We start from the raw sequence: 25,939 nt of genomic DNA, 5'->3' as shown, positions 1-25,939 counted from the left end.
TATGGGTTTATTACCATGCTACCGGGTTTCGCGCTCTATGAGCGGGACTTTACCCGGTAGCAGGTACGATTTTTCTGCTTTTAGTCGCGGGCGTGCCAGTCGCCGCGCACGATCCACTTGGTGGTGGTGAGCTGCTCTAGGCCCATGGGGCCGCGGGCGTGCAGTTTCTGGGTCGAGATACCAACCTCCGCGCCCAGGCCGAGCTGGCCGCCGTCCGTAAACCGGGTCGAGGCGTTCACGTACACTGCCGCGGAGTCAACGTCGCGAATAAACTTCTCGGCGTTGGCAATATCGTTGGTCAGGATCGCCTCGGAGTGGCCGGTGGAGTATTCACGGATATGGGCGATAGCGGCGCGCACATCGGGCACAGTTTTCACCGCTAAGTCTAGAGAGCCGTACTCAGTGGCCCAGTCTTCGTCGGTGGCGTCGACCGCATCAAGGCCGCTGGGCAGAATCGCGCGGGTGGCGGCGTCCACATGCAGGGTTACCCCCGCCTTAGCCAGGGCCGCAAGGACGCCCGGGGCGGCTTTCGCACCCTCGGCCAGGAGCAGGGTTTCTACGGTATTGCAGGTACCGGGCCGCTGGGTCTTGGCGTTGACCAGAATCTCAGCGGACTTTGCCGGATCAGCGGTGACGTCGAGGAAGATGTGGCAGTTGCCCTCACCGGTCTCAATCACCGGCACCTTAGCGTTCTTTACCACCGACTGAATCAGGCTGTGACCGCCTCGCGGAATCAGCACATCGATATGCCCGCGGGCCAGCATCAGGGCTGCAGCGCCCTCACGGCCAAACTCGTCCACCGACTGCACAGAGTCAATCGGCAGGCCGGTAGCGTGCAGGGCATCACGGATAATACGAACAATCACCTGGTTGCTCTTGGCAGCAGCTGAGCCGCCGCGCAGCATCACCGCATTACCGGCCTTAATAGCTAGGCCAGCGATATCAACCGTCACGTTGGGGCGGGCCTCATAGATAGCGCCCACCACGCCCAGGGGAACCCGCACCTGCTGCATCCGCAGGCCGTTCGGCAGGGTTGAACCGCGCACCAGCTCCCCCACCGGGTCGGGTAGGGCAACCAGCTCGCGTAGGGCGTCCGCAAGCTCAACCACCCGGTACTCGGTCAAACGCAGGCGGTCCAGCATGGCCTCGCTCATACCGGCTTCCCGCTCCCGTTCAAGATCCTGGGCGTTCTGCTCGATAATCACCGCCGAATGCTTTTCGAGTGAATCGGCAACGGCCAGCAGGGCCCGGTTCTTCCAGCGAGTATCGGCTTTCGCCAAACGACGAGAGGCAATACGAGCATCCACCGCCATATCGGTGACCTGCCGCATCACATCGTCACTCACGTGTACCTGCTCGCCCATGAGCATCTCCTTACGTATAGGGGGTTGAACAACCTTGAAACTATCCTACCGGCGCACCCGCGCAAGGGCCCAGTATTACTGGGGCCGGTGATTACTACTGGGAGGGGCCCACCAGCGCAATATTATCGGCGTGCGCTACCGTACCGTCGTAGGTCTCCCCCATGGTGCGCTGAATCTGCTCAGTGTGCAGACCCACCATCTGGGCGGTCTCACCGGCAGTATAAGAACTCAGGGCATGAGCTAGCACTTCGCCACCCTCATCAACAATCGCCACGGGGCTACCACCCTCAAACGATCCCTGAACACCCAGCACACCGGCTGCCAACAAAGAACGGCGACGGCGCAGGGCGGCGGCAGCGCCCGAATCCACAGTAATTGACCCCTCGATATCAGCCAGGTGCTCCAGCCAGAGGGTCTGTACCGGACGGCGCTCGCCGGTGGCATAGAACCAGGTGCCGACGTCCTTACCAGCAAAGGCCTCGCGGGCATTAGCCGCGCTGGTGACCAGGGCCGGGATGCCGGAGGCCGCTGCCACCTGGGCAGCCTTCACCTTGGTTACCATGCCGCCGGACCCAACCCCGGCAGCGCCCACCGAACCGATGGACAGGCCAGCCAGGTCAGCTTCGTTGCGCACGCTGCTCACGCGCTCGCCGCCTTCGTCGGGGTGGCGGGTATAGAGAGCATCCACATCAGAGAGCAGCAGCAGAGCGTCAGCCTTGACGGTATGGGCCACCAGGGCCGCGATACGGTCGTTATCACCGAAGCGGATCTCACGGGTAGCTACCGCGTCGTTTTCGTTGATGATGGGCATAACACCCAAGTCAAGCAGGCGCTCCAGCTGGCGGTGGGCGTTCTGGTAGCGGTCCCGGGCCATGAGGTCTTCGGCCGTCAGCAGCACCTGGGAGACGGTCACACCGTAGCGGGTAAAGATATCGGTGTAGCGGCTCATCAGCAGGGACTGGCCCACGGACGCAGCCGCCTGCTGGGTTGCCAAATCTTTAGGACGGCGCGACAAGCCCAGCGGGGCCAGACCAGCGGCAATAGCACCCGAAGATACGAAAACCAGCTCGATAGAGGGATGCTCTTTTTTCTTCTTCGCCAGCACATCTGAGATGGTGGCGATAGCAAGCTCGTCCAGGGAGTTTTCAATGGAGGTCAGGGATGATGAACCAACCTTCACCACAATTCGCTTAGCCCGTGGCATGTCGGAGCGCTCGACAATGGGGCTACGACGGTGCTTGCCGCGTGACTCGGCGCTGGCCTGGAAGGCGTCCTTCAAATCCAATTGATTAGCTCCCTTAAAGTGTTAACTTTAGCTTCTATGAATATACAGCAAAGCCGCCCCGGGGATACACCCCGAAGCGGCTTCTAACGCATAGTGGAATACGGTTGGGGCGCGGAAGGTGCTCCTACCCCGGCCTATTCTTCCTCGGCCGCCCGCTTGGCAGCTCGCTTTTCAGCCTTAGCTGCCTTGACCTTGGCGGCGCGAGCCTCATCGACAGACTCGGTCCAGATACCTGCCACGCGCTCAGCCTCAAGCTCGGCACGGGCCCCAGCCTTGGCGTCCATACGCTCGTGGAACTCAGCCTTGCGCTGGGCACGGGTGGGGCGAATGATTTCCTCAAGACGGGCATCGGTACCGCGCGGGGATGAGAGCAGCTCAGCGCCGCCAACCATGGTGGGCTCCCAGTCAAAGACCACGGCGTCCGCTTCTTCACCGATCACCACGGCATCACCGGCAACAGCACCGGCCTTGAAGAGCTCATCTTCAACGCCCAGGCGGTTGAGGCGGTCAGCCAGGTAGCCCACGGCTTCGTCGTTGTTGAAGTCGGTCTGCTTAATCCAGCGCTCGGGCTTCTCACCGATCACGCGGAAGAGGGGTTCCAGGTTGCGCTCTTCCTTGCGAATGATGAATTCCTGGCGCTTCTTGGAGCGGAAGCCCTTGGGCTTGACCACGGCGACATCCTCTGCCGGTGCGCTCTTGCTCTTCTTGCGAGCCTTGCGGTCAGCCTCAACCAGCTCTGCCATGGCAAAGGTCAGCTGCTTGAGACCCTCGTGGGATGCGGTAGAGATTTCAAAGACTCGGTAGCCGCGCTCTTCGAACATGGGGCGCACAAACTCAGCCAGCTCACGGGCTTCGGGCACGTCAATCTTATTGAGCACAATCAGCTGGGGGCGCTCGTTCAGAGGGACGGTGACGCCGGCAGTGGGGTCAACCTCGTAGTTTTCCAGTTCACCACGGATGACGTCGAAGTCGCTGATGGGGTCACGGTTGGGTTCTAGGGTGGCGCAGTCAATCACGTGCACCAGGGCGCTGGAGCGCTCAACGTGGCGCAGAAAGCGGTGGCCCAGGCCCTTACCTTCGGAGGCGCCCTCAATCAGGCCGGGCACGTCAGCTACGGTGTAGCGAGTATCGCCGGCTTGGACCACACCCAGGTTGGGAATCAGGGTGGTGAAGGGGTAATCAGCGATTTTGGGGCGGGCTGCTGAAATCGCGGCAATCAGGGAGGACTTACCGGCTGAGGGGTAGCCCACCAGGGCGATATCTGCAATGGATTTGAGTTCCAGCACGACATCGCGGGTAGAGCCGGGAATACCGAGCAGGGCAAAGCCGGGGGCCTTGCGCTTGGTGGAAGCTAGGGCAGCGTTGCCCTTACCTCCGATACCGCCTTCTGCTGCGACGAATTCATCGCCGATGCGCACCAGGTCGGCCAGTACGTTGCCGTCGCGGTCCTTGACCACGGTGCCCTGGGGTACGGGCAGAATCAGGTCTTGGCCGTTGAAGCCGTGGGACATGTCGCCACGCCCGATGTCGCCGTTGGGGGCGCTCTGGTGGGGGCTGTGGTGATATTCGAGCAGGGTGGTGGTCTGGGCGTCTACGCGCAGGATGACGTCGCCGCCCTTGCCGCCGTTACCGCCGTTGGGGCCGCCGAGGGGCTTAAACTTCTCACGGCGAACCGAGACACAGCCGTGCCCACCGTGCCCACCGGTTACGTGTAGGACCACGCGATCTACAAATTCTGCCACGAGTGCAAGCTCCTTCAAAAAAGTTTGGTTTGGTTATCTAGTCTACAGGGTCGCCCCGGTGCCGGTCTGTGGCCGGACGCTCCTTGGGCGGCTTTGCGCAGGTGAGGTACGCAAAAGGGCGATTACGAGTTGCCCCGTAATCGCCCTTCTACTGAGGTGAGGTGTTTAGACCTTACTCAGCGGCTGCAAGGATGTTGACTACCTTGCGGCCCTTGCGGGTACCGAATTCGACCTTGCCTGCTGCCAGAGCGAACAGGGTGTCGTCGCCACCGCGGCCTACGTTGTTGCCGGGGTGGAAGTGGGTGCCGCGCTGACGAACGAGGATTTCGCCTGCGTTGACGGTTTCGCCGCCGTAGCGCTTAACACCGAGGTACTGGGGGTTTGAGTCACGGCCGTTACGGGTGGAGCTTGCGCCCTTCTTATGTGCCATTGATGCCTACCTTAGGTCAAAGAATGTTGGGATAAAACCAGTCTAAGCTGAACTTATGCGTTGATCGCGGTGATCTTAACGGTGGTCAGTTCGGCGCGGAAGCCCTGACGCTTCTTGTAACCGGTCTTGTTCTTGTACTTCTGAATAACGATCTTGGGACCGCGGAGGTCTTCGATCTTTTCTGCGGTGACCTTGGCTGAAGCCAGGGACTTTGCATCAACGGTGACCTTGTCGCCGTCAACCAGCATCAGCACGGGCAGCTCAATGGTGCTACCGGGCTCGCCAGCGACGCGGTCAAGGGTAACCAGGTCTCCAACTGAGACCTTTTCCTGGCGGCCGCCAGCGCGGACAATTGCGTATGCCACTTGGGAACTCACTTCTTCTTGACGTCATTTTAATGGTTCAAAACGAATCTTCCTGAAAGGAACTCGGGCTCAACAGCAAGGTGGTGACCCGGTTTGCTCAGTACGTACCGGGCGGTTTCAGGTTCTGTCGTTTTGAGATGGTGTGGCCTTATCCCTGGTGGAATATGCCTAGCTGAGTCCACGCTAACGCTTGCTTGTGGAAACAGCACCGACTCACCAGTTTACGTGGTGAGTCGGTGCTGAGCAAGATATGTGGTGAACCCCTCAGGGTGTAGTAAGGGGTACGGGTGACGGTAAATCAGGCTCGCGCTCGCTGCCGACCCTCTCGCTGGTTCGCTTCGCTCACAAGCGATTCACGCCAGCCGCCGAGCCAGCAGCTTCGCTGCGAGCCTGATTTACCTTTCATCACCTTCTTACTTACCTGCCCGCTTGATCTCTGCAGCTGAGACGCCGACGCCGAGCATGACGGGGGCGTCATCGCTGGATGCTGCGGGCTTGGCTGCCTGGTCGATGCTGGCTACCACGGAACTACCACTTGCGGCCCTGACCTCTTCGGTACGTACTTCGGTGGAGCCTGCACCTGAGCTGACGGCGCGGCGGGAGCGGCGCTTCTTGCGGGGCGCTTCGCTGGGAGCAGCTGCGGGTGCAGACGCCTCAACCGGAGTTTCGGGTGCTACCTCAGCTTTCTTACCGGGGGTGGCAACGCCGGTGACGGCCGGGTCTGCTACGACCTCGATGGGGGCGACGTACTTGACGTCGGAGCTTGAGGCGCGGCGGGGCTTGCGGGTGCGGCCCTTGCCTGACTCGTCCTGGTTGCGGGTGTCGCGGCGGTCGGTGCGGTCTGCACGTCCGGCTCGGTCGTTACGGCCGGTGCGCTCACCTGAGGTAGTTGATTCTTCGCCGTCGCGGGGTTCGTAGTCGCGTCCGGCCTTTTGGGAGGCGCGGGCGCGGGCTTCTCCTGCGCGGATGGCGTCGAGTCGGGATGAGTTCTGGGTGAAGCGGGAGTCAATTTCGGGGTCTACATCGAGTGAGGCATCGGAGTTGACGGAGAAGTCATCTGCTGAGATGTCTTCACGCTTCTTACCGCCCCGGCGCTTGGACTGGTGACGGCCCTTTGAGCGTTCCTCGGAAGACCCTTCGGTCTCGTTCTCAGCGTCGGCGTCAAAGACGGCAGCCAGGGATTCGAGGGTGAAGGAGCCCTGCTCCCCCATGCTCTCTTCGGTGTCGGCGTCCGCCCCGGTGGGCAGCTCAATGACCTCGTCGCCGATGGTGAGCACCTGCTCGCCGCGGGCGTCCTGGTTCTGCTGGGTCTCCAGTTCCAGGCCTGCCTCGGCGCGGCGGTTGCGCTTGCGGCGCTTGCGCTTGCGGGCTGACTTGGACTCGGTCTCGCTCTGCTCGTCCTCGTGGTGGGCGCTGGCGGCAACGATGTTGGCCAGGGCAGCCTTGCGGGCCTCGGTCTTCTGCTCGGTTTCTTCGTCAACCTCGGTGAAGTCGCGGCGGTTCTGGGTCTTCTGATTGCGGTAGCGCTTGCGGTCATCGCGCTCGGCGCGGTGGATGAAGTCGCTAGCGCCACCTGAGCGGCCCTTCAGGGGCTGGTCGTGCACGAGAATGCCGCGGCCGGCGCAGGCTTCACAGGGTTCTGAGAAGACTTCGAGCAGGCCGGTGCCCATGCGCTTGCGGGTCATCTGCACCAGACCCAGGGAGGTTACTTCGGCAACCTGGTGCTTGGTGCGGTCGCGGCCCAGGCACTCTACCAGGCGGCGGAGTACCAGGTCGCGGTTAGATTCGAGTACCATGTCGATGAAGTCGATGACCACGATGCCGCCGATATCGCGCAGGCGCAGCTGGCGCACGATTTCTTCGGCTGCTTCGAGGTTGTTCTTGGTGACGGTCTCTTCCAGGTTGCCGCCGGAGCCGGTGAACTTGCCGGTATTGACGTCCACCACGGTCATCGCTTCGGTGCGGTCAATGACCAGGGAGCCGCCGGAGGGCAGGTAGACCTTGCGGTCCAGGGCCTTAGCAAGCTGCTCTTCAATCCGGTAGTGGTCAAAGAGGTCGTCGTCCTCTTCCCACTTCTTCAGGCGGTCCAGCAGGTCGGGGGCAACGTAGGTGACGTAGGCTTCGATGGAGTCCCAGGCGTCCGAGCCCTGCACCATCATGGAGGTGAAGTCTTCGTTGAAGACATCGCGCACGGTCTTGATGGTCAGGTCGGGTTCCTGGTAGAGCAGTTCGGGGGCCAGAACCTTGCGGGATTCGCTCTTGGCCTTGATTTCTTCCCACTGCACGCGCAGGCGGTTGATGTCGTTGCTCAGCTCTTCTTCGCTGGCGCCTTCTGCGGCGGTGCGGACGATGACGCCGGCGTCCTCGGGCAGGCGGTCCTTGAGGATTTTCTTCAGGCGCTGACGCTCAACGTCGGGCAGCTTGCGGGAGATACCGGTCATGGAGCCACCGGGTACGTAGACCAGGTAGCGGCCGGGCAGGGAGACCTGGCTGGTCAGGCGGGCGCCCTTGTGGCCGACGGGGTCTTTGGTGACCTGCACCAGTACCGAGTCGCCTGCTTTGAGGGCGTTTTCGATCTTGCGGGGGGCACCGTCTAGGCCGGTGACGTCCCAGTTAACTTCGCCAGCGTAGAGAACGGCGTTGCGGCCGCGGCCAATATCGACGAAGGCAGCTTCCATGGAGGGCAGGACATTCTGAACCTTACCCAGGTAGACGTTACCGATCAGGGAATCCTGCTGGGTCTTAGAGACAAAGTGCTCAGCCAGCACGCCGTCTTCAAGCACACCAATCTGAATACGGTCGTCCTTCTGGCGTACCAGCATCTGGCGGTCAACGGACTCGCGACGGGCCAGGAACTCAGCCTCGGTAATGATCTGGCGGCGGCGGCCGGTAGCGCGGGTTTCGCGGCGGCGGATGCGTTTGGCTTCCAGGCGGGTGGAGCCGCGGACGCCGGTGACCCGGTTGGTGCTGTGGGAGTCAGACAGGCGCGGGGCGCGTACCTTAACGATGGTGTCCTCGGGGTCGCCGTCGGTACCGCCCTCAAATTCTAGGTCAGCATCTCCCCTGCGGCGGCGACGGCGGCGGTGGGAGGTGATTTCGGGGTCAAGGTCAGCCAGGCGGCGCTCACGACGCTCAGCTTCTTCGGCCTCACGGCGGGCTTCCTTTTCGGCCCGCAGCTGCTCCATGATTTCGTCCATGTTGGGCGAGTAGAAGAGCAGATTGTTTGAGCTCACAGCGGCGTTGACCTGGGCTAGCTCTTCTTCCTTGAGCTCACGCAGGCTCTTCTGAGGAGCGGCAGGCTCTTCAGCGGTTTCGGCGGGGGCTTGGGCTTCTTCTGTTTCAGCTTCTGCAGACTCTGCCTCAGTTTCTGCTGCCTCTTCTGTGGCTTCTTCGGCAGGCTCGGTTTCTTCAGCCTGTACAACGGCCTTCGCTTCGGGGCCATTGGCCTGAGTCTCTTCCACCTCGGTGCTTACTTCGGCAACCTGTTCAGTGGCTGCGGTAGCTTCTGCGGCCTGGGTTTCTTCAAGGTTTTCTACAACCTCGGACTGTTCGCTGCTCATCAGCGTTCACTCTCCTTGTGTTCGTATGCCCCTGCCGCACCAGTGGTCTTGCCTGTAGTCGGCGGTCCCTACCCTAAGGGGTGGTCCGCCGAAATCCTTGGCTACCCGGCTCAACCGTGAGCTCCTTGGCGTACTCGGCAGGTCAAGGCTTCTGTGCTCCATGCCGAGGGGAACCGGGCCAGCGGCAACAACCCGAGGCAGCGCTAGGGCTGCACTTGCTGAGGCTTGACGGTAAGGACGCCTGCGGGTAAGCAGTGCGTCACCGGCCGTTTCGGGGTGCCTGCTGGGTAGTGCCACCGCGTGCGGGCGGCACACTACCACACCCATTCTCTCACACCCGGGCTCTTTTCACCCCATCTAGAACCGAACTCACCCCGCACCGGGCCGCCCTGCCCAAACCAACTCGCCCCGGGCGTCCTTACCTGGGAACTTAGTAAAGAAAACCTGCCCCAACCCCGCAAAACCGGGCGGGCTTGGAGCCTGCCCCGTAGTATGGGGAAAGAAAGTTTTATACAGCCTAAGGATTCACTGTGTCTACCCCCGTGAACACCCCCGATACTGAGAGCGGTATCAGCCAGGCCCAGCTCGATCGCAGGCTCGGCTGGTTCACCCTGATTCCCGGCCTGCTGGCCTTCGGAGCCGCCGCCATGCTGGTCTACGAGCGCCTGCAGATTTACATGGACGGCGCCCACCGGTCGGTCTGTGATATCAACGCCCTACTCAATTGCGGCACCGTTATGCGCACCTGGCAGGCAGAAGCCTTTGGCTTCCCCAACCCCTTTATCGGTATCGCCGGTTACGCTATCGTGCTGGCTATCTCCACCGCCCTGATTGCCGGGGCGTCCTTCGCCCGCTGGTACTGGGTAGCCATGCAGGTGGGCCACACCCTGGCCATGGCCTTTGTGCTCTGGCTCTGGTATAACACCACCTTCGACATCAACGCCCTCTGCCTCTTCTGCATGATCGTGTGGATTATGCAGACCGCAATTTTCGTGAAGGTCACCACCCGCAATATTCACGCCGGAGTCATCCCAGCTTCTGAGAGCATCCGTCGGGCAGCCCCCAACTGGACCTGGTTCTCTATCATCCTGGTCTACATCTTGCTCTTCGGCATTATCTTCATCCGCTTCTTCGATGTGATCGTGGGTATGTTCTAAAACCTCCACCTACTGATAAAGGCCGGGGCCCTCACAATGAGGGCCCCGGCCTTATTTTTAGGTCAGCGGGAGGTCTGCTTACGCACCGAACCAGAGCGCGATTTCGCGGTCTGCTGATTCTGCTGAGTCTGAACCGTGAACCAGGTTCTTCTGCACGCTCTCGCCCCAGTCGCGACCAAAGTCACCGCGGATGGTTCCGGGGGCAGCGGTGGTGGGGTTGGAAGATCCCATGAGAGTACGGGCGCCCTCAAGCACGCCGTTGCCCTCAAGTACGAGAGCAACCACGGGGCCTGAGCCCATGTAAGACACCAGGGGCTCGTAGAAGGGCTTACCCTCGTGTTCCGCATAGTGCTGCTCGAGCAGCTCGCGGGAGGGAACCAGCATCTTCAACTCAGCAATGCGGTAGCCCTTACGCTCAAAACGGGCCAGCACCTGGCCGGTGAGGTTACGCTCCACACCGTCGGGCTTGACCAGAATCAGGGTACGCTCGGTCATGACAATCTCCTTTGATAGGTCAGGGTGAGTTTTCACCCTTACCCTACCAGACAGCCCGCTAGGCGGGGTTAGCCTTCTCCCATTCCTCCTGCTCTTTGGCGCGGACGGCGTTCTCGGCGTCCAGGCGGGCACCACGCGTCACCCCGTACCAGTAGGCCACAGCAAAAGCCGCTCCCACAAAAAACATGGAGGGCAGGGCAAAGCCCACCAGAATCAGGGCAACCTGCAGACCGTAGCCCAGGTGGTAGCCCCAGGGCTTCTTCAGGAAGGCCGGTGTGACCAGCAGGGCTGCTGCCAGAGCTAGACCCAGCACCCAAATGACCACCTTGACCCAGGTGGGGTCGTTAAAGTGGTGGCCAAAAATTGCCAGGGTTGCAAAGAAGGCAACCAGGGCTTCGAGCGAGAGCACCATCGAGGTAAACATGACCTTGATAGAGCGCTGCTTTTTCGGCTGGCCCGGGCGCCATTCGCGCTGGGCGCGCGTCATTCTCGCCATCATCTCTCCTTTACAGTCCGAGCAGGGTGCTAGCTTCGCCCACCACGGTAATAGAGCCGGTCACCAGTACCGCGGAGTTCAGGTTGGGCACATCGGCTGCAGCCGTCACCGCCGCGGACAGAGCATCGGGAATGTTCTCGTAGGTCTCGATGGCGTCTTCATCAAAACCAGCGTCGAGGGCCAATTCAGCTAGCTCTTCCGGGGCAATGGCACGCGGAGAGTCTGACTTGGTCAGGTGCAGTACCGTGCGCCAATCTGCCCGATCAACGTACTCGTCAAAGAGCAGGTTCAGCATGGTCGCGGCGTCCTTTTCACCCAGGATACCCACCACCAGGTGCAGTTCTTCAAAGCTGAAGGACTCCTTGAAGGCGGCTGCCGAAGCAGCGACACCGTGGGGGTTGTGGGCGGCATCGAGTACCACGGGCGGCTCGGTACGGGCTACCTCTAGGCGGCCCGGCGAGCGCACCTCGCCAAAGGCCAGCTTGATGAGGTCGAGGCTCAGTTCCTTCTCTCCCCCGCCCAAGAAGGCCTCAACCGCGGCCAGGGCCACGGCGGCGTTCTGGGCCTGGTGGGCACCGAAGAGGGGCAGGGCTATGTCTTCGTAGCGGCCAGCTAGCCCCTGGATGGTGAGCAGCTGCCCGCCCACACCGGCGGTGCGGTCGACAGCGCCGAACTCTACGCCTTCAAAGCGGTAATCGGCGTTGCGGGCGCGGGCGGCCTCTAGGAGCACCTGGGCGGCAGAGGGGTCTTGGGCAGCAGATACCAGGAAGCCGCCGTCCTTAATAATCCCTGCCTTTTCACCGGCAATATCGGCCAGGGTCTCCCCCAGCATGTCGGTGTGGTCAAGCCCAATGGGGGTCACCACAGACACGGTAGCGTCGGCCACGTTGGTGGCATCCCAGGAACCCCCGATACCGACCTCAAGCACCATGACGTCCACCGGCTCGTCCGCAAAAATAGCGAAGGCCAGGATCGTCAGGGCTTCAAAGTAGGTAATGCGGGGCGCACCGGCTGCCTCAAGCTCAGCGTCCACGATTTGCAGGTAGGGCTGAATCTCGCCCCAGATACGCACAAAGGTGGAATCTGCCACGGGCGCCCCATCAATCGAGATCCGCTCGGTGACCTTGGAAATATGGGGGCTGGTGTAGCGACCCACACGGATGTCGTGCGCCATGAGCAGACGCTCAATCATGCGGGCGGTTGAGGTTTTGCCGTTGGTGCCGGTGATGTGGATGACCGGGGCTGCCTTGTTGGGCTCGCCCAGAATTTCCACGGCGCGGGTCATCGCGTCGAGGCGGGGGGCCATCTTGTGCTCGGGGGCACGAGCCAGCAGATCGGCGTAGACCGAGGCTACGCCGAGGGCGTCGTCAGCGCGAGCGCCCTCGGCAGCAATCTCGGCAAACACGGGGTCAAGCTCCATGTTGTCCTTGGTCATTTATGCCTTCTTCACGGTCGCTGAGAATTCAGCGCCCTCGAGGTAGGTCACGGCCACAGCCAGGGTCTCACCGGCTACCAGCTCTTCGTGCTTCTTGATAGCTTCGAGGTCAGCGGCGGGGGCGGTGATGGTCAGCTCGATGCGGTCTGAGACATTCAGGCCGGCCTCCTTACGCTCGGACTGGATAGCGCGGACGGCGTCGCGGGCAGTACCCTCGGCGCGCAGCTCGTCGGTGAGGGTGGTGTCGAGTACCAGGAAGCCACCGCCGGGCAGAACCGAGACGGCGCGCTCTGCAGCACCGTCGGTTTCTGCGACCACGGTTTCAAGCTCGTACTCGCCCGGTTCCAGAGCCATGTTGTCGGCACCCACCACAACGGTGCCGTCCTCGGTGACCTTCCAGTCCCCGCTCTTAGAAGCCTTGATGGCAACCTGCACCTGCTTACCCAAACGGGGCCCTGCGGCACGGGCATTGACCTTGAGCTGCTGGGAGATGCCGAAGTCAGCAGGAGCCACCTCGGCAGCGTCCAGAAGCTCAACCACCTTGATGTTGAGCTCATCAGCGATGATTGACTCAAAGGTACCGGCCAGGTCCTTGCCACCGGCAACCGCCACGGTCAGGGCTGCCAGGGGCTGGCGCACACGCAGCTTATGGGCCTTACGCAGGGCAGAACCGGCAGAGGCCACGGCGCGGGTGGTCTCCATGAGAGCCAGCAACTCTGCCTCGTCCTTGAAGTCCGCAGGTGAGGGCAGGTCGGTCAGGTGGACCGAACGCTCCCCGGTCAGACCGCGGTAGATTTCCTCGGTGGTCAGCGGCAGCAGGGGCGCAGCCATCTTCACGAAGGTCACCAATGCGGTGTAGAGCACGTCGAAAGCTGCGGTGTCTTCGTTGAAGAAGCGCTCGCGGGAGCGGCGCACATACCAGTTGGTCAGGGCGTCGGTGTAGGTGCGCAGAGCCTCGCAGGCGGCAGATACATCGTAGGCGTCCATGGCCTCGGTGACCTCGGCAACCAGCTGACGGGTCTTACCCAGGATAAAGCGGTCCATCACGTGCTCGGCCTCGGTGACCAGCTTGGCCTCGTAGCCTGCACCGCCGTTGGCAGCGTTGGTGTAGAGGGCGAAGAAGTGGTAGACGTTCCACAGGGGCAGCATGACCTGGCGGACGCCCTCGCGGATGCCCTGCTCAGTCACAATCAGGTTGCCGCCGCGCAGAATCGGGGACGACATGAGGAACCAGCGCATGGCGTCCGAACCGTCGCGATCCAGAACCTCGGAGACGTCCGGGTAGTTACGCAGGGACTTAGACATCTTCTGGCCGTCCGAGCCCAGCACGATGCCGTGGGCAATGACGTTCTCAAAGGCGGTACGGTCGAAGAGGGCGGTGGCCAGAATGTGCATGGTGTAGAACCAGCCGCGGGTCTGACCGATGTACTCAACGATGAAGTCTGCCGGGTAGTGGGCCTCGAACCACTCCTTGTTTTCGAAGGGGTAGTGGAACTGGGCAAAGGGCATGGAGCCGGAGTCGAACCAGACGTCCAGTACGTCCTCCACACGGCGCATGGTGGACTTGCCGGTGGGGTCATCCGGGTTGGGTCGGGTCAGCTCGTCGATGTAGGGGCGGTGCAGGTCGACCTCGCCGTCCTTGTTCAGGGGCAGGCGGCCGAAGTCGGCTTCCAGCTCAGCCAGGGAGCCGTAGACGTCGGTGCGGGGGTAGTTGGGGTCATCAGAGACCCAGACCGGGATCGGGGAGCCCCAGAAGCGGTTACGCGAGATGGACCAGTCGCGGGCGTTCTCAACCCACTTACCGAACTGGCCGTGCTTGACGTTCTCGGGAATCCAGTTGATGTCCTCGTTCAGCTCGCTCATGCGGCCCTTGAAGTCGGTCACGCGCACGTACCAGGAGGTGATGGCGCGGTAGACCAGGGGGGTGCGGCAGCGCCAGCAGTGGGGGTAGGAGTGAACGTAGGACTTCTCGCAGATTAGTGCCCCGTCAGCCTTGAGGGTGTTGATGATGGTGCGGTTAGCATCAAAGATCTGGACGCCGGCAATCTCAGCCAGGGGGGCGCCCTCAGCTAGGGTGGAATCGGCGAAGAGGTCCAGGAACTTGGCACCCTCGTCGATGGAAAGGATCACGGGAATACCGTAGCCCTCACAGACCTTCTGGTCGTCCTCACCGTAGGCGGGAGCCTGGTGAACCAGGCCGGTACCGTCGGTGGTGGTCACGTAGTCAGCGACCAGGATCTGCCAGGCCTTGTCGGTGCCGAACTTCTCGGTGTCGGTGAAGTAGTCCCACAGGGGTGCATAGCGCACGCCCTCCAGCTGGGCACCGGTGTAGGTGGCCAGGACGGCCTCGCGGGCAGCGTCCGCGGGCTTTTCGGCATCCCCGTAGCCCAGGTCCTTGGCATATTCGCCCAGCAGGTCGGCAGCCAGCAGGAAGCGGCGTCCTTCTAGCTCACCGGCGCCGGGCACAACAACGTAGCTGATTTCGGGGCCAGCGGCCAGAGCCTGGTTGGTGGGCAGGGTCCAGGGGGTGGTGGTCCAGGCCAGGGCCTCAACACCGGCCAGTTCGGCGGCAACCTCGGGATGCTTGGCCAGGGTGGCGTCGTCGGTGATGCGGAAAGCCACGGTGACGGACGGGTCCTGACGCTCCTTGTAGACGTCATCGTCCATGCGCAGCTCGTGGTTTGAGAGCGGGGTTTCGTCCTTCCAGCAGTAGGGCAGCACGCGGAAGCCCTCGTAGGTCAGGCCCTTATCGTGCAGCTGCTTGAAAGCCCAAATCACGGACTCCATGTACTCCACGTTCAGGGTCTTGTAGTCGTTCTCAAAATCCACCCAGCGGGCTTGGCGGGTGACGTACTCTTCCCATTCCTTGGTGTACTTGAGCACCGAGGCGCGGGCAGCGTCGTTGAAGTTATCGATGCCCATCTCGATGATCTGCTGCTTGTCGGTCATACCCAGCTGCTTCATCGCTTCCAGCTCAGCGGGCAGGCCGTGGGTGTCCCAGCCAAAGCGACGCTCCACCTTGTGGCCACGCTGGGTCTGGTAGCGGGCGACCAGGTCCTTGACGTAACCGGTCAGCAGGTGGCCGTAGTGGGGCAGGCCGTTGGCGAAGGGAGGACCATCGTTGAAAACGAACTCGTTGGCGCCGTTCTCACCGGCGTCACGGTTATCGATGGAGGCCTGGAAGGTGTCGTCCTTCTTCCAGTAGTCCAGCACTGCTTCTTCGAGTGCGGGGAAAGAGGGGGAAGCGGCCACAAAACTGGCTCCGCTTGCACTTGCCTTGGGGTAAACAGGCTTATTGGTCATGGTTGCGCCCTTAGGTTCTTGTCTGCCTAGTACTTGGGGTGCAAGGACGCCTGCCCTCCCCCGTCCGCTCGACGGGTAAGGAACCTGCGCGGTACCACCTTGCTTACATCAACCGGCCCGACCCCACCCCGAGCCGCACCGAAAAAGCGCGGGCGGGTATGGGTCTGCGCCGGGGCAACCTACCGTCTCGTGAGATGAGGCAGGTTGCGCCCAGCGCAGGGTCGAACCGGTTATCAGTCGCTTCATGACAGCTGTTTCGGGCTTACCCGTCCGGGTCTACTGGGGCTATATCTATTCCGCGCACTCCCCTCGTCGCAACGAATTACGGGGGTGTGCAGGTACAGCCTGTTCTTCCGGATTGCTCGCCGGTGATAGCCGGGTCATTGCAACTGTTACCTATTTTAGGGGCAGGGGCGGTGGCTGTCTAACGGGTTTTTAGCTTTTCTGGCAGGCGCCCGCCGGGGCGGGGTGTGAATTACAGGCGTGTGAGCACAAGATGTAGTACAGGTGCGGGCGCCCCGCCCCAAGATAGCGGATTACCGCCAGCTGGCAGGGTGAGCAGGGGAACCTAAATTACAATTCTTGCCCCCGCCCCTATGCTCACCTTCAGGTCGCACCCGCAGGCGGGCGGCGTCCGCGCACCTCTTCTTCTCCTACTCCGCGAGCGTCCACCAGACTCTCAAAGTGCTTATTCCCCCGGTGGACGCTCCGAGAGTCTGGTGGACCCTAGAGACGGCGGGCACGGCTGAAAGCTCGCTCCATCTTGGTTTTAAGCTCGTGCGGACGCCGGGTGAGCTCGTCCCACGTTACTCGAACCACATCCCACCCCTGCCCCCGCAAGAGAGCCTCACGTTCATTCTGCCGCCCGAAGACGCTCTCACGCTCACCAAACTGGGTGTATTTAATCTGCCCATCGAACTCAACGATGATCTTGAGATCTGGCCAGGCAAAATCTACCCTGAACTGCTGCCCATATACCCCAATCACGTGCTGCTCAACAGGCCGAGGCAAACCACACCTCATCAAGAAAAGCCGCAGCAAACTCTCCCCCGGCGACTCACTGAGAGGGCTTACGATATCTGCAATTATGCGAGCCTGCACAGAGCCACGACCAGACAGCCCCCGTAAGGCCTGGGCCAGTTTTTGGTGCTCAATCTTCCGCAAAGAACTATCCGCAAGCACAAGTGCCTCTTCGAATTTCATCACCCTCATACAGTGAAGAACCGTATCGAGCGGTGCGGTTACATCCACACCCAAACTTTTCTCGGTTTCGTACCGGTTGTTTCTATGCCGCACAACCCGCGGTGAAGGGGTACCGTGTGCCTGACCCACTGTATGGATAGCAGTAGGTATATGGAGTAGCCACATACCGTGTACCGCTGCCGCTGAATGGTGGGATAACACCGAGGTTTTGAGCCTGCTTCTGCCATACCCGATGACACGGGCCAGATACTGTTGACTAGGGTAAAGCTGAGAGTGGAAACCACTTTCCATATAACTTCCGTAGCCAAGCCGCTGGTACTCGCCGCGAGCGACCGCACGGGCGAGGGCGTCCTTGTTTATGCCTCGCGCGGATAGCTGCTGTGTGGTCTGTACGGCCATTGCTATTTCTTCTGGAGATTTCATGGTCAGATTGTGCGCTGAGCCTAGCAAATTTCGCTAGAAAGGCACCTCCTGTGGATAGCGCTTTGCTCACCAGTGCACGGCGAGCGCGTTTAAAACGGTGCAGCCGTGACGCAGTATGACGCGGCTGAGCTAAGTGTCCACAAGAATCTTGCACCGCCCATTTGAGACATAAGCATTCCGCGAGTCTGGTGGACGCTCAAGATGAACACGCCTCTGATACGCCGCTAGACTTGGGTTCAAGCACTACCCAGGAGAACACCATGCCCCTCATTAATGTCTCGTATGCATCTACTCAGTCTGATGAGAAGAAGGCCGAGCTGATTGCTGAACTCACCCGAACCTATGCCTGGGTGATGGGTGCCAAGGAAAGCTCGGTGTGGGTGGTCCTAAACGAGGTGCCGCGCACCGATTGGGGTGTGGGTGGCCAGCCTCTAGCAGCGCTTGACGCGGCAGCAACTCACCAGCAGGACGCCCGTGTAGAGATTCGCCAGGCACAGCAGGAAGACCTGCCCTCCCTAGCCGCCATTGAGGCCGAGTGCTTCCCGGCGGCTGAAGCAGCGAGTGAGAGCGACCTGCGGGCCAGGTTCGAGGTTTTTGGAGAGCATTTCTGGGTACTTGAAGCTGACGGCGAAGTTGTTGCCTTTATCGACGGACTAGTAACCGACTCCCCCGTTATCTTCGATGACCTCTACGAGAGCCCCCAGGCCCACACCCGGCACGGGGCTTACCAGACGGTTTTTGGTATCAACACCCGCCCGGCCCACCGGGGCCGGGGGTACGCGTCCGCCCTGATAGAAAAGCTCATCGACCAAGCCCGAGAGCAGGGGCGAACAGGGGTGATTCTTACCTGCAAGAAGGAGCTGATTAGCTTCTATGAGAAACTCGGCTTTGAGCTTGACGGGGTTTCAGAATCAACCCACGGCGGCGCTATCTGGCACGACATGACCCTGCATCTGAACTAGTCCCAGCCCAGCACCCCGGCGATGCGGTTGAGCAGGGCAAGGGCTCGCCGCGGGTTACCCCCGCCAGAAACAGCCACCAGTTCATCGCCCCGCCTGCGGTGGGCCAGCGACCAGAGTGGAGATTCCTGTGATGCACCGCCCACTAGGCACCAGATTCCTCGCTCTTCACAGAGCTCAGCGACCCGTGCATTGAGGTCCGGCGAGTCCGTGAGCGCGTAGACCAGCCAGGCACCGGCAAGATCTTCGGGAGCAAAAGGACGCCGGTGGGCAACAAGACTCCCCTCAGCCAGCAGGTTCTCCAGGTGGGAGTCGAGAGAAGGAGCCACCACCTCAACCTGAGCCCCAGCCTCAATGAGGGCGCCCACCTTCCGGGCAGCGACCTGCCCCGCCCCGACAAGGAGGACCCGGCGTCCGCGCAAATCAAGGGCTACCGGCAGCCGCTGATTCACGCGGGGAGCTCCGCCCAGATGTCACCGTCGCGCACTTCTACGGGGTACACAGGTAGGCGATAGTCAGCTCCAGAGAGGCAGTCGCCGCTGATGAGGGAATAGACCTCTTTATAGAGAGGGGATGTCACGGTGGGCTCGCCGCCCTTCTCTCCCAGGATGCCGCGGGCAATCACCAGGGCCCCGGAGGCAGGGTCCCTGTGGCTGGTGACGAAAATAGAATCGTCTGCGGCACGAAAGACCGCATACTGCTGCCCGTCAATCAGAGCCGCTTCACCCCAGTTAGGCTCCAGGTCGTTCTTGGTGCAGATTCGGTGCCACTGTACTGTCACGGTGCCCTCCATTTTCTTACTGTACGTCGTGCGTTTGCGTGGGTTTACCTTGTTTACCCTGTCTTTAAGCTAATATTAGCATTATAAATACGCATTAAACCGGCTTGAACCCACACCAGGGAGGCTCCCATGTCCCACACCCCCGCTACCTCCAGCCAACGTTCCGTTCTGGTGATTGGAGGTGGGCCCGCAGCCTGGAGATTTGCCAAGGCCTTCCTCGACAAGGACTCCGGTGCCTCCCACCTTACCGTGCTCAACGCCGAGAAACACCTGCCCTATGACCGTGTAGCGTTAGAGAAGATTTTTCACGACACCGCCCGCGACCTCACCCTCGGCGACCCCGAACTCTGGAACAACCCCCACGTCACCCTCGTCAATGGTGTGAGCGCAACCGCCATCGACCGCAAGAACCGTACGGTCAGCGCAACCGACGGCCAGACCTACCCCTACGATGAACTGATTCTTGCTACCGGTTCATCGGCGGTCAAGATTCCCATTCCTGGCTCCGACAGCGCCCATGTCTTCCGCACTATCGATGATGTGCAAACGGTGGTTGCGGAGGTTGCCCGTCTTACGGAAAAGCTAGGACGCCGCCCCCGCGCTATCGTGGTCGGTGGCGGCCTGCTGGGGCTTGAGGCAGCAGAGGGCCTGCGAGACGTTGGAGCTGACCCCACCATTCTCGATGTGGCCCCCTGGCTGCTATCGATTGAGGTAGACCAGGGTGGCGGTTTCGCGGTCAACGCCGCAATTCGCGAGGCGGGAATCGCGGTTGAAACCGGCGCTTTTATCTCAACCATTAACAAGGACTCCACCGGTGAGGTTATCTCGGTATCGGTGGCAAACGGTATGGGTGATGAAGCCGATGTGCACCAGCTCGATGCTGACCTGGTCATGATGGCTGCCGGCATCCGCCCCAATGATCAGCTAGCCCGGGACGCCGGTTTGCAGGTGGGCGAGCGCGGCGGCCTCGTGGTCTCCCCCAGCTGCCAGTCGGAAGACCCCCATATTTGGGCTATCGGTGAAGTAGCCTGCGTGCTGGGCCGCACCTGGGGCCTGGTGGCTCCGGCGAATCAGATGGCTGAAGCTGTGGCAACTAATCTCACCGGTGGTCATGAAGAGGTAGAGAGCTTCGATATCGCCACCAAACTCAAGTTTTCGGGTCTGGAAGTAGCCGGTTTTGGTGACCGTCGCGGGGTGACCGAAAACTGCCTAGAGATTATGTTTGCTGATCCGGCCCGCGGCCTGTATCAGAAGATTGTGACAACCGCCGATGCGAAGACTCTGCTCGGTGGTGTCTTCGTGGGTGATACCGCCCCCTACGATTCGCTGAAGCCGCTGCTAGGCAGGGAGCTGCCCGCGGAGCCGTCCGCCTTTCTCACCGCTGCAGGAAGCGGGGATGGCGTGCCCGATACAGAACTGCCCGACGACGCGGTGCTGTGCTCCTGCAACAATATCTGCTTCGGTGCAGTGCGGGAAGCGGTAAAGGGCGGCGCGCACGATGTGGGAGCGGTCAAGGCTGAGACAACCGCCGGGACCCAGTGCGGCTCGTGCGTACCCATGATCCAAAAGACCCTAGAACAGACCATGAAGAAACTGGGGCTGACGGTCTCGAAGGCCCTGTGTGAGCACTTTGATCTCTCGCGTGCTGAGCTTTTCCAGGCTGTCTACGCTGTGGGCGACCTCGATGATTTCTACTCCGTGCTCAAGCGCTTTGGGCGGGGTACCGACGGCTGTGCCATCTGTAAGCCGACCGTGGCGTCCATCCTTGCATCGACCCGCAAGTCCTACGCCCTGGACGGCGGCCGCGGCGCCCTGCAGGACACCAACGACCGCAACCTGGCCAACATGCAGAAGGACGGCACCTACGGTGTGATTCCCCGAATCCCCGGTGGCGAAATTACCCCGCAGAAGCTGGCGGTTATCGCCCAGGTGGCAGCTGACTATGGGCTCTACACCAAGATTAACGGCGCCCAGCGTATCGGCATGTACGGTGCCCGTCTAGAGCAGCTACCCGAAATCTGGCAGCGCTTGGTCGATGCGGGCTTTGAGTCGGGTCAGGCCTACGGTAAGTCCTTGCGCAATGTGAAGTCCTGTATTGGTTCTGCCTGGTGCAGGTTCGGTATGCGCGATTCGGTGGCTATGGCGATTGATACGGAAAACCGTTACAAGGGTTTGCGGTCTCCCCACAAGTTCAAGGTGGCAGTGTCTGGCTGTAACCGTGAGTGCGCAGAAGCCCAGGGCAAGGACGTGGGTCTTATTGCCACCACGAACGGCTGGAACCTCTACTTTGCCGGCAACGGCGGCGCTAACCCCGCCCACGGCCGCCTGTTTGCGCAGGATCTCGACCAGCAAACCGCCTACCGTTATATTGACCGTTACCTCATGTACTACATCCGCACCGCGGATAAGCTCCAGCGCACCGCCCGCTGGGCTGAGGACCTCGATGAAAAGTTTGGCGACGCTATCGAGCACCTACGCGAGGTAATTATCGACGACAAGCTGGGCATCTGTGAACAGCTCGATGCCGATATGCAGTACCACATTGACCACTACGAGGACGAGTGGGCCGCAACCCTACGCGATGAGAAACGCCTGCGCCGCTTTAGGGCTTTTGTGAATGAGCCTGAGGCTAATTCAGCGGGTGACCGCATGTATGTGCTGGAGCGTGACCAGATCCGCCCGGCCACCGAAGCGGAAATCGCTGCAGCTGAGGCCGATGGTGATCTTGAGGGTGAGGACGCCAGCGAGAAGGTTTTGATTGCCGGGGCCAGTTTGCCGGTGCACGCCGGCTAGCTGCCGCCGTGTGACCTCGCGTGACAAGGTTGTGGTACTCCGGTTCATGCGAGGTCACGCAAGTGGGTGAAGCTGCCCGCCCCGTGTGAGGATGAAGGGTAAAGAGTTTTCTAGGGAGAGGATACGGCGTGTTCGCTGATCTTGATGTCACCAGTGCCGCGGTGCTGCTCTGCGGAGCATCAGAGCGGGTGGGGCAGGTTGCGCCCAAGTATAAGGCGGCGGCTGAAGTCATGAGTGTCTCCTCTGCTGACCTGCTCCCCTCTGTTCTAGAAGATATCTCCCCGTCTGTGGTGGTCATCTGTGCCGAGCAGCCCGATGAGATTGGGAACTGGCGGCAGGCGATTAAGGCCGCCCTGGGCAACAGGGGGCTGCATACGGTCCTTCTTGTAGATAGCGAACCGGCGCCCCAGCAGGTCGGCAGGGTCTTTTTGATCGGGGCTGGCCCCGGCGATCCCGGCCTCATGACCCGCCATGCCCTTGAGGCACTGAGTCGGGCGGACGTCGTCCTGCTTGACCATCTTGCTCCCCACCAAGACCTGCCCCGCTGGGCGCCTAAGGCAAGCATTATTGATGTGGGAAAGATTCCCGGCCAGCACCGGGTGCCGCAGCGGGAGATTGACCGGCTCATGGTAGAGCATGCTCTAGCCGGTCGGACGGTGGCCCGTCTGAAGGGCGGTGACCCCTATGTCTTCGGGCGCGGCGCTGAAGAGCTCTATGTCTGTGAGCAGTCCGGTATACCGGTCACTGTCTATTCGGGGGTGACCTCATCGATCGCGCTACCCGCTCTGGCCGGGGTGCCGATTACCCTGCGCGGTGTGTCCCATATGTTTACCGTGGTATCTGGGCACGCGCCTCTAGGCGGCTCGGAGCTGGATCAGCTGGCGGGCCTGCTCAAAGACGGCGGCACAGTCTCCCTCCTCATGGGCGTCAAGTCCCTCCCCCATACCGTTGCCGGTCTGCGCGAGCGCGGGGTGCCGGCGTCCTTGCCTCTGATTGCGGTGCAGGACGGCTTCCGCCCCAACCAGCGCGAAGTTTACGCGACCTTGGGTGACTGCCTCGAAACCCTGGCCGATGTGAAGCCGCCTGCTGTGATTACCCTGGGCGAGGTGTGTGCGGTGGCCGGCCCTCACCGAGATGAAGTGATGGCTCGGGCCTTTGAGACTCACTAGGCATTCGACGCGTCCGCCGATTTTCAACGCTTGAAACATCGAAAACCGGCGGGCGCGTCGAAGTTTCAGCGAGGTGCTAAAAATCCGGACGGACGCGCCCCCACCGGGGTGGTCCGGACAGGTTGTTCAGACCCTCCTCACCTCACAATATATGACGCCTGCATGACCTGAAGGCCCCTCACAACCTTTCCTGAAACCGGTTCAAGGGCAGAGTTATCCACAGATTTTCAGGACTGACCGGTAGGAACGCCACACTCGGTGCAGTCTAGATACATGAAAAGCCTGCACGATATTCACCCTTTAGTTCAGACAACCCAAGATTTGGAGCTGCGCGGCTTCACCCGTCATGCCCTGAGCCAAAAAGTTTCCCGAGGCGACATCGTTAGAATCCGCCGCGGCGTCTACGTACCGGCGCAGAGTTGGTCCTCATTCTTACCGAGCGAACGGTATCTAGCCCAGTTAGTTGCCCATTCCAAAGTCATGGGCGACCGAACAGTCTTTTCGCATCTCAGCGCCGCAGCTCTCTACGGTTTTGCCCAGTTGGCGGTGCCAGAGCGCATCCACGTTGCGGCGCCACGTGCCAGGGCTCATTCGTCACCTGGCACAACCGTGCACGGGCTAACCAGCAAGCCCCACAAGCTAGCGGGTATCCCCGTGACATCTGCACTTCAGACTGTTGTTGATTCGTGCAGGGTTCTCGATCTTCGCCATGCGCTCGTTCTGGCCGATAGTTCGCTTCGCACCGGGGTTCTCTACCCTGACCTTACGGCACAGTTACGCCAGGCTACGGGCCGCGGCAGTAATCGCCTACAGAAGCTGGCTGATTTGGTCAATCCGCTTTCCGAATCTGCTGGTGAAAGTCTGGTGGTCTATTTCTTAGACGAGTTTGGCTTTCCGCCCTGCCAGCAGCAGGTATGGGTTGAGGGCGGCGGACGGCGCTACCGGCCTGATTTTATGTGGCCTGAGTGCATGATCATTTTAGAGTTTGACGGAAACATCAAATACGCGGATTCAAACCGTGAACAGGTTTTTGCTCAGCAGAATGAGCGTGAAGCGTGGCTCCGCGGTAGAGGCTACAACGTGGTGCGGACCAACTGGCACGAGGTTATCTACCGGCCGCAGTTGTTGGCTGAGAAACTGAAGCGGGCTTTCGCGTCCGCCGGGGTGTACCTATAACTTCGACGCGTCCGCCGGTTTTCCACGCCTCAACAGTGGAAAACCGGCGGACGCGTCGAAAAGCCAGCCCTATACTAACTGTTGCTCGTCTGCTTCCAGGGCCCAGCGCGCAAAGGTCTGGGAGGCGTCCGCTCGCTCCGCGAGATAGGTGCGGATTAGGCGTTCAAGGTAGTCTTCCAGCAGGTCAGCCTCTACCTTGAGACCGCGCACGGTGCGGCCAAGGGTGCCGGCGGCGTCGTTCTGGTAGTCGGCCAGTCCACCGCCGAGGTGAACCTGGAAGCCGGGGACCTGGCGGCCGTCATCGGTGGTAATGATCTGCCCCTTCAGCCCGATATCTGCGGTCTGAATGCGGGCGCAGGAGTTGGGGCAGCCGTTGATGTGCAGGGTCAGGCGCTGCGGGAGCTGGTCAGCAACATCAGCTAGGCGTTCTTCGAGGTTATCGATGACGCGCGCTGCGGTGGACTTGGTCGCCACAATCGCCAGCTTGCAGTATTCGATACCGGTGCAGGCAATGGTTGAGCGGCGAAAAACGGACGGACGCGCGTAAAAGCCCAGTTTCTCAGCTTCGGCGATGAAGGGCTCAACATCATCTTCTTTGATGTCGAGCACAACCAGCTTCTGGTAGGGGGTGGTGCGCAGGCGGGTGGAGCCGTACTTTTCAACCAGGTTGGCCAGGTCGATGAGCTGGGTGCCGCTAATGCGCCCCACGGTGGGGGTCAGGCCGATGTAAAACTTACCGTCCTTTTGGGCGTGCACCCCTACATGGTCGCCGGTCACGGAGGGAGTCTCGGGGGCAGGGCCGTCGGGTAGAGCGTAGCCTAGGTACTCTTCTTCGAGTACCTGCCGGAACTTTTCAACGCCCCAGTCAGCGACCAGGAACTTGAGGCGGGCCTTGTTGCGCAGGCGGCGGTAGCCGTAGTCACGGAAGATGGAGATGACGCCCTTCCAGACCTCAACGGCCTGGTCCTGGGTAACGAAAACACCCAGGCGTTCGGCTAGTTTGGGGTTGGTGGACAGGCCCCCGCCGACCCAGAGGTCATAGCCGACTCCCAGGTCGGGGTGGGTTACGCCCACGAAAGCTACGTCGTTAATTTCGTGGACGACGTCCTGGCTGGGGTGGCCGGTGAAGCAGGTTTTGAACTTACGCGGTAGGTTCGAGAAGGCTGGGTCGCCGATGTACTTCTCTTTAATTTCACGAATGACCGGGGTGGGGTCAATCAGTTCGTCAGCTGCGATCCCGGCTAGGGGTGAGCCCAGAATGACGCGACCGACGTCGCCGCAGGCCTCAGTGGTATCGAGATTGACTTCAGCCAGTCGGCGCCAGATCTCGGGCACATCTTCTACCTGCACCCAGTGCAGCTGTACGTTCTGGCGGTCGGTCACATCTGCGGTGTCGCGAGCAAAATCCCGAGATATTTCACCGATGACGCGGGTCTGCTCGGTGGTGAGCTGGCCGGAGTCGATACGCACGCGCAGCATGAAGTACTTGCCTTCGAGTTCTTCGGGGCTCAGGGTTGCGGTACGGCCGCCGTCAATGCCCTGCTTGCGCTGGGTGTAAAGACCCCACCAGCGGAAGCGGCCGTGTAGGTCGTCCGAGTCGATGGAATCAAACCCTTCCTTGGAGTAGGTGTCGATAATCCGTTCGCGTACGTGCAGGCCATCATCTGCCAGCTTGAATTCTTCGTTGGCGTTGAGCGGGCTTTTGCCGTCGATTTTCCACTGGCCGTTGGGCTTCTTTGAGACGGGTTTACGGCGGGCCGGTGCGGCTGCCTGGTCGGGGCGGGCGGTGAGGGTCTTAGCCAT

At 61.2% G+C, this 25,939-nt stretch carries 19 protein-coding genes; 5 read left to right on the top strand and 14 right to left on the bottom strand.

Annotated elements, in window-relative coordinates:
* Positions 1-80 precede the first annotated feature (80 nt).
* The 6 genes from L6762_RS06750 to L6762_RS06725 all read right to left on the bottom strand — a co-directional run bounded on the left by L6762_RS06750 (position 81) and on the right by L6762_RS06725 (position 8,746).
* Positions 81-1,364 (bottom strand): glutamate-5-semialdehyde dehydrogenase, encoded by a 1,284-nt coding sequence (locus L6762_RS06750; RefSeq protein WP_237186164.1) that lies wholly within the window; start codon positions 1,362-1,364, stop codon positions 81-83.
* 94 nt (positions 1,365-1,458) lie between these two features.
* A complete protein-coding gene (proB, locus tag L6762_RS06745) occupies positions 1,459-2,568 on the bottom strand; it encodes a glutamate 5-kinase (RefSeq protein ID WP_237186210.1) in 1,110 nt (369 codons plus the stop codon).
* A 215-nt stretch (positions 2,569-2,783) separates the two neighbouring features.
* Positions 2,784-4,391 (bottom strand): GTPase ObgE, encoded by a 1,608-nt coding sequence (gene obgE / locus L6762_RS06740; RefSeq protein ID WP_237186163.1) that lies wholly within the window; start codon positions 4,389-4,391, stop codon positions 2,784-2,786.
* Positions 4,392-4,563: 172 nt separating this feature from the next.
* Complete coding sequence (gene rpmA / locus L6762_RS06735) at positions 4,564-4,821, bottom strand: 50S ribosomal protein L27 (RefSeq protein WP_135013898.1); 258 nt, start codon at positions 4,819-4,821, stop codon at positions 4,564-4,566.
* Between the two features lie 53 nt (positions 4,822-4,874).
* On the bottom strand, positions 4,875-5,186 hold the full coding sequence (rplU, locus tag L6762_RS06730; protein WP_135013897.1) for a 50S ribosomal protein L21: 312 nt from the start codon (positions 5,184-5,186) through the stop codon (positions 4,875-4,877).
* Positions 5,187-5,599: 413 nt separating this feature from the next.
* On the bottom strand, positions 5,600-8,746 hold the full coding sequence (locus L6762_RS06725) for an Rne/Rng family ribonuclease (RefSeq protein ID WP_237186162.1): 3,147 nt from the start codon (positions 8,744-8,746) through the stop codon (positions 5,600-5,602).
* Positions 8,747-9,276: 530 nt separating this feature from the next.
* Between L6762_RS06725 and L6762_RS06720 the strand changes: the two genes are divergently transcribed.
* Positions 9,277-9,903 (top strand): vitamin K epoxide reductase family protein, encoded by a 627-nt coding sequence (locus L6762_RS06720; RefSeq protein ID WP_237186161.1) that lies wholly within the window; start codon positions 9,277-9,279, stop codon positions 9,901-9,903.
* A 78-nt stretch (positions 9,904-9,981) separates the two neighbouring features.
* Here the strand turns inward: L6762_RS06720 and ndk are convergent, their stop codons facing one another.
* The 5 genes from ndk to L6762_RS06695 all read right to left on the bottom strand — a co-directional run bounded on the left by ndk (position 9,982) and on the right by L6762_RS06695 (position 16,619).
* Complete coding sequence (ndk, locus tag L6762_RS06715) at positions 9,982-10,398, bottom strand: nucleoside-diphosphate kinase (RefSeq protein ID WP_237186160.1); 417 nt, start codon at positions 10,396-10,398, stop codon at positions 9,982-9,984.
* Positions 10,399-10,456: 58 nt separating this feature from the next.
* Positions 10,457-10,894 carry a DUF4233 domain-containing protein gene (locus tag L6762_RS06710; protein WP_237186205.1) on the bottom strand — a complete coding sequence of 146 codons (438 nt, stop codon included), beginning with the start codon at positions 10,892-10,894 and terminating at the stop codon, positions 10,457-10,459.
* Between the two features lie 10 nt (positions 10,895-10,904).
* Complete coding sequence (locus L6762_RS06705; RefSeq protein WP_336603586.1) at positions 10,905-12,329, bottom strand: bifunctional folylpolyglutamate synthase/dihydrofolate synthase; 1,425 nt, start codon at positions 12,327-12,329, stop codon at positions 10,905-10,907.
* The gene (ileS, locus tag L6762_RS06700; protein ID WP_237186159.1) at positions 12,330-15,632 is read right to left on the bottom strand and encodes an isoleucine--tRNA ligase; all 3,303 of its coding nucleotides are present in this window, start codon (positions 15,630-15,632) and stop codon (positions 12,330-12,332) included.
* Between the two features lie 726 nt (positions 15,633-16,358).
* The gene (locus tag L6762_RS06695) at positions 16,359-16,619 is read right to left on the bottom strand and encodes a DUF559 domain-containing protein (RefSeq protein ID WP_237186158.1); all 261 of its coding nucleotides are present in this window, start codon (positions 16,617-16,619) and stop codon (positions 16,359-16,361) included.
* A gap of 899 nt (positions 16,620-17,518) precedes the next feature.
* Here L6762_RS06695 and L6762_RS06690 point away from each other — a divergent pair.
* Positions 17,519-18,220 (top strand): GNAT family N-acetyltransferase, encoded by a 702-nt coding sequence (locus tag L6762_RS06690; RefSeq protein ID WP_237186157.1) that lies wholly within the window; start codon positions 17,519-17,521, stop codon positions 18,218-18,220.
* Here the strand turns inward: L6762_RS06690 and L6762_RS06685 are convergent.
* Entirely contained in the window at positions 18,217-18,669 is a 453-nt protein-coding gene (locus L6762_RS06685; protein ID WP_237186156.1) for a precorrin-2 dehydrogenase/sirohydrochlorin ferrochelatase family protein, read from the bottom strand. The two genes, L6762_RS06690 and L6762_RS06685, sit on opposite strands and share 4 nt — an antisense overlap.
* Positions 18,666-18,998 (bottom strand): nitrite reductase small subunit NirD, encoded by a 333-nt coding sequence (nirD, locus tag L6762_RS06680; protein WP_237186155.1) that lies wholly within the window; start codon positions 18,996-18,998, stop codon positions 18,666-18,668. The genes L6762_RS06685 and nirD overlap by 4 nt, the downstream gene beginning before the upstream one ends.
* 129 nt (positions 18,999-19,127) lie before the next feature.
* Here nirD and nirB point away from each other — a divergent pair, with 129 nt between their 5' ends.
* The 3 genes from nirB to L6762_RS06665 all read left to right on the top strand — a co-directional run bounded on the left by nirB (position 19,128) and on the right by L6762_RS06665 (position 24,136).
* Positions 19,128-21,791, top strand: coding sequence for a nitrite reductase large subunit NirB (nirB, locus tag L6762_RS06675; protein WP_237186154.1), 2,664 nt, complete (start codon positions 19,128-19,130; stop codon positions 21,789-21,791).
* A gap of 128 nt (positions 21,792-21,919) precedes the next feature.
* Positions 21,920-22,960, top strand: coding sequence for a uroporphyrinogen-III C-methyltransferase (cobA, locus tag L6762_RS06670; protein WP_237186153.1), 1,041 nt, complete (start codon positions 21,920-21,922; stop codon positions 22,958-22,960).
* A 273-nt stretch (positions 22,961-23,233) separates the two neighbouring features.
* Positions 23,234-24,136 carry a type IV toxin-antitoxin system AbiEi family antitoxin domain-containing protein gene (locus tag L6762_RS06665; RefSeq protein WP_237186152.1) on the top strand — a complete coding sequence of 301 codons (903 nt, stop codon included), beginning with the start codon at positions 23,234-23,236 and terminating at the stop codon, positions 24,134-24,136.
* Between the two features lie 69 nt (positions 24,137-24,205).
* Here the strand turns inward: L6762_RS06665 and L6762_RS06660 are convergent, their stop codons facing one another.
* Positions 24,206-25,939: a nitrite/sulfite reductase gene (locus L6762_RS06660; RefSeq protein ID WP_237186151.1), complete on the bottom strand. Its 1,734-nt coding sequence runs from the start codon at positions 25,937-25,939 to the stop codon at positions 24,206-24,208.

Origin of the sequence: Rothia nasimurium, from assembly GCF_928381705.1 — a bacterium.
GTDB lineage: Bacteria > Actinomycetota > Actinomycetes > Actinomycetales > Micrococcaceae > Rothia > Rothia nasimurium_G.
This window is presented reverse-complemented; position numbering and strand designations above follow the sequence as displayed.